15 protein-coding genes are annotated in these 13,671 nt (G+C 37.1%); 6 read left to right on the top strand and 9 right to left on the bottom strand.

What is annotated here, in order from left to right; all coding sequences use genetic code 11:
- Nucleotides 1–415: 415 nt before the first annotated feature.
- Nucleotides 416–1,414, top strand: a complete 999-nt coding sequence (locus OQE68_RS30780) for an AraC family transcriptional regulator (protein WP_180571583.1) — start codon at nt 416–418, stop codon at nt 1,412–1,414.
- 10 nt (nt 1,415–1,424) lie between these two features.
- Here OQE68_RS30780 and OQE68_RS07500 read toward each other — a convergent pair whose 3' ends face one another.
- Complete coding sequence (locus OQE68_RS07500; protein WP_180571584.1) at nt 1,425–2,351, bottom strand: response regulator; 927 nt, start codon at nt 2,349–2,351, stop codon at nt 1,425–1,427.
- 743 nt (nt 2,352–3,094) lie between these two features.
- Between OQE68_RS07500 and OQE68_RS07495 the strand changes: the two genes are divergently transcribed.
- Both OQE68_RS07495 and OQE68_RS07490 read left to right on the top strand, forming a co-directional pair.
- Nucleotides 3,095–3,472: a Mor transcription activator family protein gene (locus OQE68_RS07495; RefSeq protein WP_180571585.1), complete on the top strand. Its 378-nt coding sequence runs from the start codon at nt 3,095–3,097 to the stop codon at nt 3,470–3,472.
- A 647-nt stretch (nt 3,473–4,119) separates the two neighbouring features.
- Nucleotides 4,120–4,416 (top strand): putative quinol monooxygenase, encoded by a 297-nt coding sequence (locus OQE68_RS07490; protein WP_180571586.1) that lies wholly within the window; start codon nt 4,120–4,122, stop codon nt 4,414–4,416.
- A gap of 182 nt (nt 4,417–4,598) precedes the next feature.
- Here OQE68_RS07490 and OQE68_RS07485 read toward each other — a convergent pair whose 3' ends face one another.
- The 4 genes from OQE68_RS07485 to mtgA form a co-directional block, all read right to left on the bottom strand.
- The gene (locus tag OQE68_RS07485; RefSeq protein ID WP_180571587.1) at nt 4,599–5,486 is read right to left on the bottom strand and encodes a TraB/GumN family protein; all 888 of its coding nucleotides are present in this window, start codon (nt 5,484–5,486) and stop codon (nt 4,599–4,601) included.
- 92 nt (nt 5,487–5,578) lie between these two features.
- Nucleotides 5,579–6,049: a hypothetical protein gene (locus OQE68_RS07480; protein WP_266195564.1), complete on the bottom strand. Its 471-nt coding sequence runs from the start codon at nt 6,047–6,049 to the stop codon at nt 5,579–5,581.
- A complete protein-coding gene (locus tag OQE68_RS07475; protein ID WP_180571032.1) occupies nt 6,030–6,764 on the bottom strand; it encodes a helix-turn-helix domain-containing protein in 735 nt (244 codons plus the stop codon). The genes OQE68_RS07480 and OQE68_RS07475 overlap by 20 nt, the downstream gene beginning before the upstream one ends.
- Nucleotides 6,765–6,990: 226 nt before the next feature.
- Complete coding sequence (gene mtgA, locus OQE68_RS07470) at nt 6,991–7,743, bottom strand: monofunctional biosynthetic peptidoglycan transglycosylase (RefSeq protein ID WP_180571031.1); 753 nt, start codon at nt 7,741–7,743, stop codon at nt 6,991–6,993.
- A 310-nt stretch (nt 7,744–8,053) separates the two neighbouring features.
- On the opposite strand from mtgA, the gene OQE68_RS07465 reads away from it, so the two are divergent.
- Complete coding sequence (locus OQE68_RS07465; protein ID WP_180571030.1) at nt 8,054–9,382, top strand: NAD(P)/FAD-dependent oxidoreductase; 1,329 nt, start codon at nt 8,054–8,056, stop codon at nt 9,380–9,382.
- Between the two features lie 87 nt (nt 9,383–9,469).
- On the opposite strand, the gene OQE68_RS07460 is transcribed toward OQE68_RS07465, so the two are convergent.
- Both OQE68_RS07460 and OQE68_RS07455 read right to left on the bottom strand, forming a co-directional pair.
- Nucleotides 9,470–10,027: a TFIIB-type zinc ribbon-containing protein gene (locus tag OQE68_RS07460; protein WP_180571029.1), complete on the bottom strand. Its 558-nt coding sequence runs from the start codon at nt 10,025–10,027 to the stop codon at nt 9,470–9,472.
- A 140-nt stretch (nt 10,028–10,167) separates the two neighbouring features.
- Nucleotides 10,168–10,611, bottom strand: coding sequence for a VOC family protein (locus tag OQE68_RS07455; protein WP_180571028.1), 444 nt, complete (start codon nt 10,609–10,611; stop codon nt 10,168–10,170).
- Between the two features lie 357 nt (nt 10,612–10,968).
- Here OQE68_RS07455 and OQE68_RS07450 point away from each other — a divergent pair, with 357 nt between their 5' ends.
- Together OQE68_RS07450 and OQE68_RS07445 are read left to right on the top strand one after the other, a co-directional pair.
- Entirely contained in the window at nt 10,969–11,595 is a 627-nt protein-coding gene (locus OQE68_RS07450) for a c-type cytochrome (protein WP_180571027.1), read from the top strand.
- Nucleotides 11,596–11,643: 48 nt separating this feature from the next.
- Entirely contained in the window at nt 11,644–12,369 is a 726-nt protein-coding gene (locus OQE68_RS07445) for a hypothetical protein (RefSeq protein WP_180571026.1), read from the top strand.
- An 18-nt stretch (nt 12,370–12,387) separates the two neighbouring features.
- Here OQE68_RS07445 and OQE68_RS07440 read toward each other — a convergent pair whose 3' ends face one another.
- Both OQE68_RS07440 and OQE68_RS07435 read right to left on the bottom strand, forming a co-directional pair.
- Nucleotides 12,388–12,759, bottom strand: a complete 372-nt coding sequence (locus OQE68_RS07440; protein WP_180571025.1) for a hypothetical protein — start codon at nt 12,757–12,759, stop codon at nt 12,388–12,390.
- Entirely contained in the window at nt 12,737–12,916 is a 180-nt protein-coding gene (locus OQE68_RS07435) for a hypothetical protein (RefSeq protein ID WP_180571024.1), read from the bottom strand. The genes OQE68_RS07440 and OQE68_RS07435 overlap by 23 nt, the downstream gene beginning before the upstream one ends.
- Between the last annotated feature and the right edge of the window lie 755 nt (nt 12,917–13,671).

Genomic DNA, 13,671 nt, shown 5'->3' with positions numbered 1-13,671 from the left:
TTTTGTTATCGTCGCTCCTCACTCCAATCACCTATTAATATAGGCTAATGAGGCTTCGTCACTTGATGGCCTCACCCAAAAATCCTACGCATTGGGTATAGCAACAGGCCTGTGTAAATATTATGCAGATTTTAGCCGCTGTGAAAGCTCTAAGCTCCTGTCTTTACCGGTTTTCATAAAGGTTTTGTGGTTTATATGAATACTTGTGCAAGTATAGATAGCTTATTTAATATATTGAAAACATTTATTTTTTGCGAGTATCAGCTTATGATGAATTCAGTAGCTGCTAACATATTATGGTTAAACAGATGTTTGAGTTTGTTTTTAATCAAAAAATAAACAAAATAACTATAGTGAAGACTGAAGTAATATAGAAGCTATTGAGTGTATAAATTTTGATAAGTAAGATTAGAAAGTGCTAATATCAAATCAAATTGCTAATCATATTCAACAATATATGCGTTGCTTTAACTTGGCTGAAGTGCAACAGCAAAGTTTGGCGAGTATTCTAAGCAGTGATGAAGAAAATAGTGATATCTCATTAGCTCAATTAGATGAAGCACTGCTTTTCATTTACGCAATTACTAAAGATCCTGATATCCATATAAAGCTTGCCAATAATATAACCGTCAGCAGTCTTGGTGTTGCGGGTTTACTTGCTTTAAACTCTAGAAATGTTGAAAGTAGCATTCAGTGCTTAATGAAATATTGTAGTAATATTATTGGTCCTGGAGCTGAATTGGAATTTGATAGAGGCTTTCCTGACTGTAAGCTTAGTTTTTATTTTAAAGGGGAGTACAGCCTTGCGGTTGAGTTTTTATCGATTTATTTCCTGTCGTTTGTAGATTTTATATTATCTGCAATGACTTATCAGAAAATTCATTATACTCAATTTAAACTATTACAAAAAGAACGTAGCACTAATTTAGAGTTATTAAAAAGGTTTGGCTATATTTGTTTGTTAAATGATGGTGATTTATTATGGGAACTTGGTTTTGCTAGCCCACAACTAAAAATAAAAGCAGTTTACTATCACCAGCATCTTCATGAAACACTGTACTCAAAGCTTGTAGAAGTAACAGATTTTAAGCAAGAGCAGAGTGTGCAAGAAATAATTTATAATGAAATATGCGATATGAATAATGTTACAAAGGTTAATTTATCAGAAATTGCAAAAATAATTAAAATGAGTCCAAGGACTATTCAAAGGAGGTTAAATGATGAGGGAGTGTCATTTACAGAGATTCAACAAAAGGCTGTTTACCAGAGCGGCGCTCGCTTTTTAAATAACCCTAGCTATAGTATTAAGGAAGTAGCGTACTGCCTTGGATTTACTTCTGTTCAAGCATTTCACAGAGCCTTTAAGCGTGCGTCAGGAATGACGCCTGCTCAGTATCGGGATAAAATACGATAAAGGTGTTATTTTACTTAATTGTACCCTTTATTTTGCTAATTAGCTTGCTTTCCCACTTCACATATTTGGGGTCTTTAATTTGCTGAGGTTGGTTTGAGTAAACAGGCGGGGGCTCTAAACCATATAACACTGGTGAGTTTAAGCGTTCAAGAAGCTGATCAATATTATCCAGCCACTCTTCTCCAGTGATGTCTAGAATCCAACCATCCACAATCTTGTCTAAGTTTTCTATTGATCCTTCTAGTTGGGATGGGTCAGCATTAAAGCAGATATCATAGTTGTACTCTACCAAACGTTGTCTCAAGACCAGGCGGTGGCTAGGGGTGTCAGAAATGATGCCTAGCATGGGTTTGTTTCGAGGGCTGCTATAGGCGCAATATTTCTTTATCTGCTTAGCGATAGTTGACTGTTTGATAGGAGCGTTCAAACAAGATTCAATACTGAGTGATTTAGCGATAGCTGAAATAAATAGGTCATTTTCTTGGTTAAGTAAAATAATAGGTATGCTTTGAAGTGACTGATTACGGCGAATTAGAGCAATCAGTTGGGAAGCACTCATTTTAGGTAGAACTGAACTAATAATTAACAAATTGGGTTTTTGTATACGAAGCCATTTAAGGGCTTCTAAGCCATCCTGAGCCACATAGGTTCCAACATTCAAGTGATGGCAATAATCTTCAAGTTTACTAACAGCTGCTTGATGTGAGCAAACAATCAAAGCAAATCTTTTGTTCTTAGATTGGCTGCTACTTTGATCTGCTGGTACTGGCTTATTGGCGACTGTTCTTAATGGTGGGCTAGCAAGGCTATTTGATAATGTAGGCTTGTTCGTTATTTGATCTGTTGTGGTAGAGTTTCTTAACTTGTTAGCTGTAGCTATCTGCTGGTCATGCAAAGCCACCTTGAAAAGATCTATCTCATGGAGGTTATTAACCATAACTACAACCTGTGTGTTGCCTTACTATTAAAACAAAGAGCACATCTATTGGCTCGTCAGATTTTACATTTATCAATCGTTTTACTGGTTTTTGGGTCTACACTCAAAGTGATTTATGTATATACTATGTACGATATATAAAAATGCTTGCAGCACTCCAGCTCCAAACCTGACCCTAAATCTACTTCTTTGGCTATATTCCGTAAAAAGTACTAAGCCTTTAACCCTTAGCTTATGGCAAGTACGTTAGGCCTTTCTATGGGGCGCTATTATTATACTTTGCTTTAAAGCAAATTTATAAAACTAAATGCTACTCAAGTGCATTGTGTTGTACTTTGGTACTAAGCCTTTGGTACAGGTGGTCAGTAAAACCCTGATTGAGAAGCTTACCAAAGACAACGAAATTTTATCTGTCTCAAGTCAGTAGAACAAGTCAAATTTTACTTGGTAGTACCTTAGTATTAGTTGTTTTTTTTGATCATTCTTTATGCTGGAGAATGGAAGTACTAAATTAGCGTTTAAACTAGCACTGTCAGTTCATGGTTTCTTTTATTTTGTTACTTTATTGTGATGCAAAAGTAATTGATTTAAATATATCCAATGCGAAGGGGATAGTGATTATATGATTACACGTTTTGTATTCACAATTAGTTTGATTATTTTCTAAATACCATAAACTCTATTCATTCTGATGATTGATCCGCATGCTGTTTATGATGAGAACACCATGAAGGTATATTGATATGCAGGGCAAGCTATTACACCAAGTTAACTTAAAAAAACTTCCAGCTACATTGCAGGATCTTATTGACTGTATTGGCCTAACAGCTACCTATCAATTGTCATTAAACTTTGGGGGGCGGCCTTTATATGTACCAAAGCATCCTGGACGGTCGGCATTACAGGAGCAAATAGATCATGAATCGTTGAATAAGTTGTCTCACCGGTTTGCAGGGGCAACACTTGAAATACCTAAGCATGATCATTTTGAAAGGCAGCTAAGGGATATCGCTATTATTGAAGAAACTCAGCAAGGAGCATCTCGTAAAGAGCTGGCTCAAAAATATGGCTTATGCTTAAGGCATATTGGTAATATTAGGAAAAATATACTATTGATATAAGGGCTCTTAAAAAAACTAAATTAATGTTTTTTTATTTTGGGTGATATTGATTTTATATTTTTTAACCGTATAGCTTGCATGATTATTTTATAAAATAAATTAATTCTTTTTGCTGTACTGTCTAGAGACATTATATCTGATGAAACCATTGGATTAAAATTTTATACTCTTTGCATTGAGTTCATCCGTTCATTTTGGCTATATATAATTGTACTTTAATCTAGGGTGCTATAAACTAAATGACTGGGGTGAAGACAGCTTATTGCTCCTGCATAAACTGCATTCACACAATCCTTGGTGCTTAGCGATGGTAGTAACAAAGCTTAAAAATCATTCGCGAAGATTATATATACATGAACGTGGGTAACAGGTTTCAAAACCATTTATTTTACACATGGACGACTAGTGTCTCTTCGATTGATTTAACTCTATATTGGGTGTATATATACCTTTGCTTGAAGCTGCTAAACTAATAGCCTACATGTCTCAGCCTCAAATAACTTGAGGTTGATTGGTGCTTGTAGTTTGCGTAGTGATTATTACTTGCATGAAGGTTTATGCTTACTACTTTGGGTGAGCTGCTTTACAAAAATAGGCTGCGATAACTTCACAAGCCGAAATAAAGGGAAATACAGTAGGTGATAAGGGTGTCAAACAAACTAACCGTTTTTGTATCGATTAAGGTGAGTGAAGATGCTAAGCAGCAAGTTAGGGAGGAACTGATCTCACTAATTCGGCCCACATTAAAAGAGCCAGGTTGCATTACTTTTCAAATGCATGAGAGTTACAATAAGAATGCACATTTTATTTTTTATGAAGAGTGGGCAAATAAAGAGGCTTTGCAAGCTCATTTAGCATCTCCTCATATAAAAGCGTACCGGAATAAAACCAAAAATCAAATTTTACATACAGATATTCAAGTAATGAGAAAATACAATACTTAATCTAGTCATTTATTAGCAGATATGAGTTCTATAAATAGTCTAGAGTAGTCACTATGGTGTTAGTTGTAACTTGATTCTAAACGTTAGAACTAAAAAATTTATTCGAAAAAGCCAAAGCAAATAACGGCCAGTAAGGCATAGTTTTTTACTTTGGCTATCAGGCAAGAGCTGTAAAGTTTAATTTAGAGCCGCTTGGGTGAATACCCTGTTTGCTTTAATAGCTCAATAATACCTTCTTCCCCAATATAGTGGGCTGCGCCAACTACTACAAAGAATACGCCTTGTTTGTTAAGCATGTCTTCTATTGATTTAGCCATTTTTATATTGCGTTTTAATAGTAGCTTGTCCATTACTGGCTTGAATTGAGGGTATTTGTTTATTTGGTCGTTATACATAAAGTTAAAAAGTACTTTATCGTCACCACGTTTCCAAGCATCAATCATTTGGACAAACTGAGTATTAGCATTTGTTAAGCTTTCTAGAGTTACTTTGATAAAAAGGTCAGGTTCTGGTAAATCTGAGAATATAGCAAGTTGTTCGGCCAATGATTCAAGTTCTACAATTTTTTTCTTATTGGTTGCTTGTCTAATAAAGTGTAAATCTAAGCCTTTATCTGGCATATAACCTAGTTTCATGAGCTGGGCAGTCGTCAGATTTAACATAACAAAACCTGGACGCATTTTTTTTAAGGTTAAGATAGGAACACCTAAGTTTTGCGCATAATCAGCCAATGCTTGATAGGTTTTTGGGTTGATATGATCCTGAAGGGCTTCCTGATTTGGATAGTGACCATATTGTTTAACTAGGCGAATCAATTCTGATTGTTTAATGGCCTCTGGATTGGCTTCAACAACTAAGGTGTCAGCACTGGCAAACGCTTGGGTGATTTCTGGCCGTAAGGGGTAAATTGCTTGATTTGCAAGATGGATGGAACCAAATAGGTAAACTTTTGCCTTATTGTTTTCGACTGACCAGAAAAATACTTTATCGTTGGCACAGAGTGCTGGCAGGCTGAACAGCATTAAAAGCCAAGAAAAACTAAAAATGATTCGTCTAATTAAATTTATCATAAATGTAAATAACCGTTGTTTTTAGGGATGAAAATAACTTATAGTTTTTATTATAGGTGCTACAACTAGATTCACTCTGGACTTACAAGTAATCATTCTAGAAGAGTGCAATGAGGCCAGCCATATCCCCAGCGCCAAGGTAGCCCTGTGCAAGGACCTCCTCCAGCCCGAACAGCATGATACATGAGATCTGCTAAACGCGGGTAACCTGCTTGGTGTACACATTGTTTTAATTCGTTGTCTGCTTCAAGTCGTTGCTGAGCTGTTCCTCCCTGCCAGTAAACTTTATCATGAAAAATACAGCAATATTCCCAGGTTGGGCTTTGATTAAATAAACTCCATAAAGTTGACATACCACCACTGCACCCATCTGTTGTAAAGGGGGCGATAGTGACATCAGGGTTGCTGCTGAGTTCAAGTAAATGCTGATAGCCATCAGCTAGGCCAAGGCGAGAAAAAAATAAGCAAAATACTAAAGTTGTAGCAGCTAGGGCACTAAGCCAACAATACTTGCTACTATGTTTTGAGGCTGTAGCAGGAGAGTTATATTCTTCGATAAGCATGAAAAACCTCAAGCTCCCATGGCCGCATTGCTATTACCAAGCAAGTACCTTCACGTTTTGCTAATGGATACTTTAGATCTTCATGGTGAAGGGTGGTGAACTCATTAGCAATTTGAGAGAGTTTTTTTTGCAATATAGAAATAGACCCTTGGCTTAGCATGCCATTAACTGACAGCAGTAGTTCATTGGGCTTGTCAAACTGGTCGTTAAAAAAGTCGCTTTTAACATGTTTGAGAAAGAACTGTTTTATTGGGCCATTTTCTAGCCATGAAAAATTACTATCCACTAATAGTTTTATTTTATTTTTTGGTAGTAATTCAATAATTCCGAGTTTGTCTAGTTTTGCCAATAATTGAATTAGCTCAGCTTCAGTGTATTTATACTCGTTTAAGATATCTTCAAATCGCCAGTGGTTTAATACACAAATAGCAACCAGTAATAGTTTGATATCAGATACTAATTTGGTTTCTTGTTCGGCAGTTAGTGCTTCTGGCGCTTGTTTAAGCTGTTTCATTTGACTGATTAGGTCAACTATCTCCATATTCATCATTTGACAGACAGATTCTAATCGATCCAAGGAAAACTGTTTACTTGCAAATAATCGCTTAACACTTGCTTCAGATAAGTGAAGGTGCGCTGCAACATCGGCGTAAGTTAAGCCATGGGCTTTTAAAGTTTTTTTCAGGGTTGCAATAATTTCGTTAATTTGAGACATCTAGAGTTGCATCCTGTAAATAAGAGACACTTGAGTGACTCCCTTTAAGTAGATTGATAGGTGTGGTGTAACACTTCCTTGAATTAAGTACGCCAGTCCTACAGAACAAGGCTTGCAGCTAACGATTTGGAGCACTAGCTCAGCTTTCTTTTTTAGCGGAAGTATTAAAATATAATACCTTACAATCAACATTAAGCAATAGTCGGGCTTACGAGTCAGGGCATAGCTAGCTGTTTGTTATTTGAGCTAAAAAATGCTTACCACCGAGTTGTTTTATTTGGCGCACTATCCAGGACTGCTTTCGTCGGAGGTATTGAGTTGGGCGGGTCACTTTTAATCTGTGAGGTGCTGGTAGTACAGCGGCCATCAATGCAGCTTGAGGGCGGGTAATCTGGCTGGCTGATCGATTAAAGAAGGCATCGCTGGCCGCTTCAACGCCAAAAGTGCAAGAGTCAAACTGGATAGTATTTAAGTACACTTCAAGAATACGTTGTTTGGGCCAGGTTAGCTCGATAAGAGCAGTGAAGTAAACTTCCAGGCCTTTTCGCAGTAAGCTACGCTCAGGCCAAAGAAACAAGTTTTTGGTTAGTTGTTGACTAATAGTGCTACCACCACGTAACCGTTCGGTGCTTATGCCATCTTTGATTGCCTGCTGGATAGCTCTAAAGTCAAAGCCTAGGTGCTCAGGAAAACGTTGATCTTCGGCTGCAATTACAGCTAAAGCTAGTTCTGGTGAAATATTTTGCCAGTTCTGCCATTGGTAAGAAATACTCTGGCAGGCAGGCCCTGGTAGGTTTACACCTAATTTGCGTTGGATCATATAAGCGGTTGTAGGTGGGTCGAGCCAACGTAACATAACAGTTATGCTAAAGCTGACACCCAGTAAAAAAACGACCAGTTTTAAACAGAATCGTCTTACTTTTGTTAGAGCTAGTGATAACCAGGATTTCTTTGTTTTTGATGGCTTTTTTTTGGCCACTTAGTACTCCACAGCTAAAACAGCTAAAAGTTGGTAAGACTTATCCTCTGAAGGGAAGTTCGTTATTTATCTATTATTTGCTTTGACTGTAAATAGCCTACAAGATTGGTTAGTGATTGGAGATGCGTATTTATACGACTATTTAAGGAAGGAAAAATATAACCGTCAGTTTAACGAAATATGTTGATTATTTAAAATACATATTAATTATATTTATTAAGTCTTTTATCCATTATTAAACTACTGAATTTTATTGGCTTGCGTTACCATCCGAATTACTTAAATTTTTTGGACTTATGAGGTTAACTTAATGAATGGTGGCAAGACTGTACCCCATATTGTTGTGATTGGTGGTGGTGCCGGGGGGTTGGTGTTAGCAACTCGCCTTGGTAAAAAATTAGGTAAAAAGCAGCTAGCTAGAATTACCGTGGTAGATCAAGCTGAAACCCATTTGTGGAAACCTTTATTGCATGAGGTGGCTGCAGGATCTATTGACTATACAGCAAATGAAGTAAGCTACAAAGCTCATGCTAAGCGAAACCATTATTTGTTTGTGCAAGGTAAGCTAATCGGAGTTAATCGAACAAACAAGCAGGTATCTATAGCGCCTTTATTAGATTCTGAAGGAGAAGAAATTCTGCCTGCTAGAGAAATAGACTATGACTACTTGGTCATTGCTATTGGTAGTAACAGCAATAATTTTGGAATTGAAGGGGTAGCAGAGAACTGTAAAACCCTGGATAGTTTCTATCAGGCTAAGCGGTTTCATCATCTTTTTCTCAGGCACTATAACCAGTTAGAGCAGGACCCGAATAAGCCACTAAGTGTTGTCATTGTTGGGGCTGGTGCTACAGGAGTTGAGCTAGCCGCAGAGTTAAGACACGCAGCCTTTGAGCTGGCTCACTATAATAATCAACAGGTTCCTGTTGATAGAGTAAACATAACCATTATTGAGGGGGCTCCTAGAATATTGCCTGCACTACCAGAACGAATTAGTCACGCTGCTGAACATGAATTGGCAAAGCTGTCTGTGAATATCGTTTCTGGCGAGTCAGTGGTCAAAGTGACCCAACAAGGAGTGGCTCTAGGTAATGGTAATCTGGTTGAAGGTGATTTACTTATTTGGGCGGCTGGCGTAAAAGCTCCTGAAATTTTAGCCTCGATTGAAGGCTTAACTGCCAATCGACTCAACCAACTACAAGTAATGCCTAATTTACAAACTAAGCAAGACTCAAGCATCTTTGCATTAGGCGATTGTGCAGAGTGCATTTTACAAGAAGGTGCACGTCCTTTAGCACCCAGAGCCCAGGTAGCATATCAACAGGCAGTTTATTTATCGAAAGCTATTACCCATTTGATAACAAACCAAAGTTCGGTAGATAAGGTTAATAACTATGCCGACTTTTGTTTTAAAGATCATGGCTCTTTGGTTTCATTTAGTCGCTATGGGGCTGTTGGGCAGCTCATGGGAGGGCTATTGAAAGGCTCGCTGATGTTAGAGGGGATTCTTGCCCGCTGGTCATATCAAATGCTTTATCGAATGCATCAAAGTAGCTTGCATGGACATTTTTTAACCGTACTTTATTGGTTAAGTGACAAACTTAATAAGGTGTTAAGACCAAGGCTTAAATTGCACTGAGAAAAAATAATCGGTCTACCCCTTATTTTTAGGGGTAGTACTTTAGGGGTAGTACTTTAGGGGTAGTACTTTAGGGGTAGTACGAATTTAATGTAGGGCTGAATAAGGGTTTTCTGCTAATAAATAAGCAATCATAGATTGTTTGTTTTTTTTGCTATTGAGCCATTCTCGCATATGCTTGAGCTCTTCATAATCAGCTTCACCAAACGTATTTTGATATTGGTCTGCAAAATTACGTTGAGCTGTTTCTTCTCGAATTTTACGCTGCCAGGGTTCTGTAAAAATTTGGTTTAATTTCCGGGCTAGCCCTTCATTTTTTAATAAGGTCCACTCACCTTTATCCAACCAAATACCATTGACTTCAGGGCTTAAGTCAACTTTATGGGAATTATCGGCAGAAATTCTGTATTTGAGCATGATACGGCCCGTTTCGGGGCATAATAAAGCTTGTTTGCTGTCATCAACTTCTATGTGCTCATTTACTTGTGATTCAAGTGTTTCCTCAGTAGAAGATTGCTCTAACCAACGAAGATAGTCTTCCAAATACAACCAATGGCCTTGACACTCGCTACATTCAAGGCAGGGGAAAGTAGGTTCAAGTTTGATAGGTGTAAGAAAGCCTTGTTTGCATTTTGTACATTTCATCTTGTGTACACCTTTTGGGTCTTGTTGTGTAACGTGTTGACATAATATGTCTGTATAGGTGAAGTTGCAAGCTTTTCTTAGCACAACAGACTTTCTACCAAACTACAGTTGCAGCCTTGTTATTAACCGTTTAGAAAATATTAACTGAGAGAGGGGAGTGGTTTTGCTCCAGGGCCAAGTGGCTGTCCATAGCTAAACTCTACATAATTACCATTTGGGTCAACAACGCCGCAATAATAACCAACAGGAAAAGGCTCCTCTTTTGGTGGCCAGATAAGACAATTGTCTTGTGTTGCTTTGGTTGCAATATCATCAACACTTTTTCGATTTGCAACTGCAAAGCCTAAATGTCCATAACCTTGGTCATGTTGTTGGCGCAAAGGGCCGCCAGACATTAATACAAAAATCATTTCTGTTTCTCGGTTTGCTTCTGCTAGCCAAACAACTGTTGAATGATCATTGTGACGTTGATGAATAATCTGCATATTACAATAAGACTGATAAAATAATATGCATTCATCAAGATTTTGAACATGTAAGGCAATATGCGTCAAACTGGGTAGTCTAGTAAGCTTCTCGGTCATAAGCTAGCTCCTTAATTATTAGCAAAAATAGCTACTTTATAACAGTGTTACAACTACTCACATTTAGTTTGGTATATTCTGGGTGATATACTTTTGAAGCATTTTTGCCATTAATATTGATCATATTGGAGGCTGGTTTAACTTTAAATCGTGCAAGTTGAGATATAAAACAGTTTGTGTTTGGTCACTTTTATGAATATCTTTCATTGACTTAAGTCAACTTCCTTTCTTTCCGATGCAGTACTCTAGGCCCTCTTGTTAGTTTGTTGATTTGTGTCACAAATAAATAGTGATTAGTTTGGTGTTAATAGGTGGAAACTGGGGATTACCCCTGAGCCTATGGGTAAGAGGTGTTTCATGAAGTGGTGCTTGGTAGTTATTGGTTTGTTGATGTCAACCTTAAATAGTGCCAATGAAATCGAAAAAATGATTGAGTTGCTAAATAATAAACAGTCAACTGCTAATAGCTTAAAACAGGCAATAACTCTAGGTAAAGAGCGAGCAATATTGTGTGGCTATTGTCATGGGAAAGACGGTAATAGTGTAAAAGAATATATCCCTAATTTAGCGGGACAACATCCAGAATATTTGGTTACTCAATTTGAGGCATTTAGCCAAGGCAGTCGATATAATTATGTTATGGCTAAACTGGCGAAGAACTTATCTATAGAAGAGCGAGTTAATCTGGCACTTTACTATGCAAGTTTGCAGGTGAAGCCATCAAAAGTCAGCACAGATAATGTGCAGAAGCAAGCAGGAAAAGTGTTGTTTTCCAGTCGTTGTGTTATGTGTCATGGTTCTGAAGGATTAGGAAAACATAGTCTTCCTCGTTTAGCGGGTCAGCCAGAACAGTATATTATCAATACCCTAAACATATTTAGACAGGGGCATCGGAAGCTGCCTGGCTCTCCCATGCAGGGGATTGCGGCAGGGTTAACAAAACCAGATATCGCTGCAGTCGCTGCCTATATTACTAGTATGTAGACTGATAGAGCTGTGCTAGGGTTGCATAGGTAACCTTGAGGGTTTCTTATGCAGCTACAATTTAGTCAAAATAATAAAATTGACAGGGTAAAGGTCACATTTCTTCAACAGCTTGGCTTGGTCGTAAGTTGTTTGACACTGCTTTTAGTGAGTGTCAGTAAAGCAACTGCTAATAATGAACGGCTTTGCAAGTTATATACAGAAAAGTCATATAGCGGACTAAATTACTTTGACAGTATTATGCGTGGTTTTAAAACTGATAAGCTGGTCAGTTTCAGTGCATTAATAGAAGACCTGCAAGGTAAAGGTCAGTATTGTTCATTAAGTGTTGAAGAACAGCAGCAGCTTGACCGTAATGTTTGTAAGGTAGGCGAATATCTTTATTTTTCTTATCGTGAAGAAATAGCCCAGCAATTCCGAGCTTTTGAAAGTGAAGGTAAGTATCATAAAATACCGGTAGCCGTATGGCTTGAAGATATAGGTAACCGCTACTGTGCTTACCCATATAAAACAGTTTATCAAATTACCTCATTAATTAATCCGATTGGCCAGAAAAAGCAGCAGCATTTAGCTGAGCTGCAAACCGAAAATCTAAAGCTGACGACAGCTACTGATGTGGATACTAAGCAGCTTGCTTTTAGTGCAAAGCAAATTACCCACTTCCCTGACTTAGTAAATAATGCTTACCAGAAATTGTTAATCACCGTTCAACAGATATTTCCTAATGTAGAATTAATCAGTTTTGTTGAATCTATTGATAAAGAAAAACATTGATGTTTTAGAAGAAATTATTTAATGTTCTTTTGGCTGTTTTTTTTGTATTGCGTTGTTAATTATTTGTTGATGACGATTGTTAGCTCTAATCATTGCCATGCCTCGGTTGAAATCTGTAATAATTTTCTGACCGTTTGGATGTTTTCGTGAAATGATTAGGTAAAGAGTATTGCTTTGCTGTTCAATTAAGGATGGAACTAATATAGTAGGTGAATTATAGTATTTAATAAAAGCCCTTTGGGCTACAAGCTCATCAAGGGATATTAAATCTACCCGTTTTTTATTGATCATTTTTATGCATTGTTCCAGTGTGGCGGGTTGAATAACTTGTAGCTTGAATTTTTTTATAACAGTTTTTATATGGGCATCAGTCCAGCCTAAAGGGCGCATAATATTTTATTGTTCCATTTACTCCTTGTTTATCAGAATTTCTGACATAATAAAATAGTTTTGAAATTAATATTGGTGAGCTATATAAAAAGCTTTGTTCCCGTTCAGTATTCCATGCATAAGGGTAGATACCATCAAGTTTAACTTTCTGAGCCATATTATAACCTCGATTCCAGGGTATACCAATTTAAACAAGCATATACTGGTATACCGTCTTTATAAGGAGGATAGTTTTCCCCTTGAATTAATGCGAGCTGCTTGGAGTACCTACCTTCCGAGTGAAATCTACTCAACAGTTACATTTTTGTTTATTGCACCTATTGCTGTATCTATTACTATTTTAGTTAGGAAAACCAAGATTTTATATCAAAGATAAAATTAAATTAATGTATAGACAAAATAACTTTGAATCATAGCACTAACCCTATTGTAATACTCTGATCAATACTACTAAAGTAGTATACTTTATTGTTTTAAATAGACTGTAATCGTCACAGAACGGTTTTAATTAGCAAAAAACCTTTTTGGCTCCTGTATCCATCATGGTTATGTTTTGTTTTTGCCTAAGTAGGATTAGGTGCTATCTACACAATTAATAGTTAATACTATTTACACTACTACTATAGCCCCAGTGTAGTCCTACTGCTCACTTTCCCCCCATTCAGTTTTTTACTAATTATTTGTTTCTAGGAAATATAAGTAGTAGCAGTTTTAATTAACTGAATAGTTAATATACCTTCAATATGGTGATTAATAAGGCTCAAACTTTGAGGATAAGGCAATGTATTATCTTTCATTTAGGTATCGGGAAATTGCTTAGGAATAGTTTAGTAGCCGCTGGTTTTTGTGGGGTACGTCACATTTTTTTGGTGTAGTAGTATACGGGGAACAATAATATTGTGTTCATGGTTC

It is taken from the genome of Spartinivicinus marinus (assembly GCF_026309355.1).
GTDB classification, from domain to species: domain Bacteria; phylum Pseudomonadota; class Gammaproteobacteria; order Pseudomonadales; family Zooshikellaceae; genus Spartinivicinus; species Spartinivicinus marinus.
The sequence above is the reverse complement of the archived record's forward strand: the minus strand, read 5'-3'. Positions and strand labels throughout refer to the sequence as shown.

Coding starts and splice junctions, on each gene's coding strand:
- OQE68_RS07465 (WP_180571030.1), top strand. CDS start 8,054: ATGAATGGTGGCAAGACTGTACCCCATATTGTTGTGATTGGTGGTGGT.
- OQE68_RS07460 (WP_180571029.1), bottom strand. CDS start 10,027: ATGAAATGTACAAAATGCAAACAAGGCTTTCTTACACCTATCAAACTT.
- OQE68_RS07475 (WP_180571032.1), bottom strand. CDS start 6,764: ATGTCTCAAATTAACGAAATTATTGCAACCCTGAAAAAAACTTTAAAA.
- OQE68_RS07495 (WP_180571585.1), top strand. CDS start 3,095: ATGCAGGGCAAGCTATTACACCAAGTTAACTTAAAAAAACTTCCAGCT.
- OQE68_RS07435 (WP_180571024.1), bottom strand. CDS start 12,916: ATGGCTCAGAAAGTTAAACTTGATGGTATCTACCCTTATGCATGGAAT.
- OQE68_RS07480 (WP_266195564.1), bottom strand. CDS start 6,049: ATGCTTATCGAAGAATATAACTCTCCTGCTACAGCCTCAAAACATAGT.
- OQE68_RS07440 (WP_180571025.1), bottom strand. CDS start 12,759: ATGCGCCCTTTAGGCTGGACTGATGCCCATATAAAAACTGTTATAAAA.
- OQE68_RS07485 (WP_180571587.1), bottom strand. CDS start 5,486: ATGATAAATTTAATTAGACGAATCATTTTTAGTTTTTCTTGGCTTTTA.
- OQE68_RS07445 (WP_180571026.1), top strand. CDS start 11,644: ATGCAGCTACAATTTAGTCAAAATAATAAAATTGACAGGGTAAAGGTC.
- OQE68_RS07500 (WP_180571584.1), bottom strand. CDS start 2,351: ATGGTTAATAACCTCCATGAGATAGATCTTTTCAAGGTGGCTTTGCAT.
- OQE68_RS07450 (WP_180571027.1), top strand. CDS start 10,969: ATGAAGTGGTGCTTGGTAGTTATTGGTTTGTTGATGTCAACCTTAAAT.
- OQE68_RS07455 (WP_180571028.1), bottom strand. CDS start 10,611: ATGACCGAGAAGCTTACTAGACTACCCAGTTTGACGCATATTGCCTTA.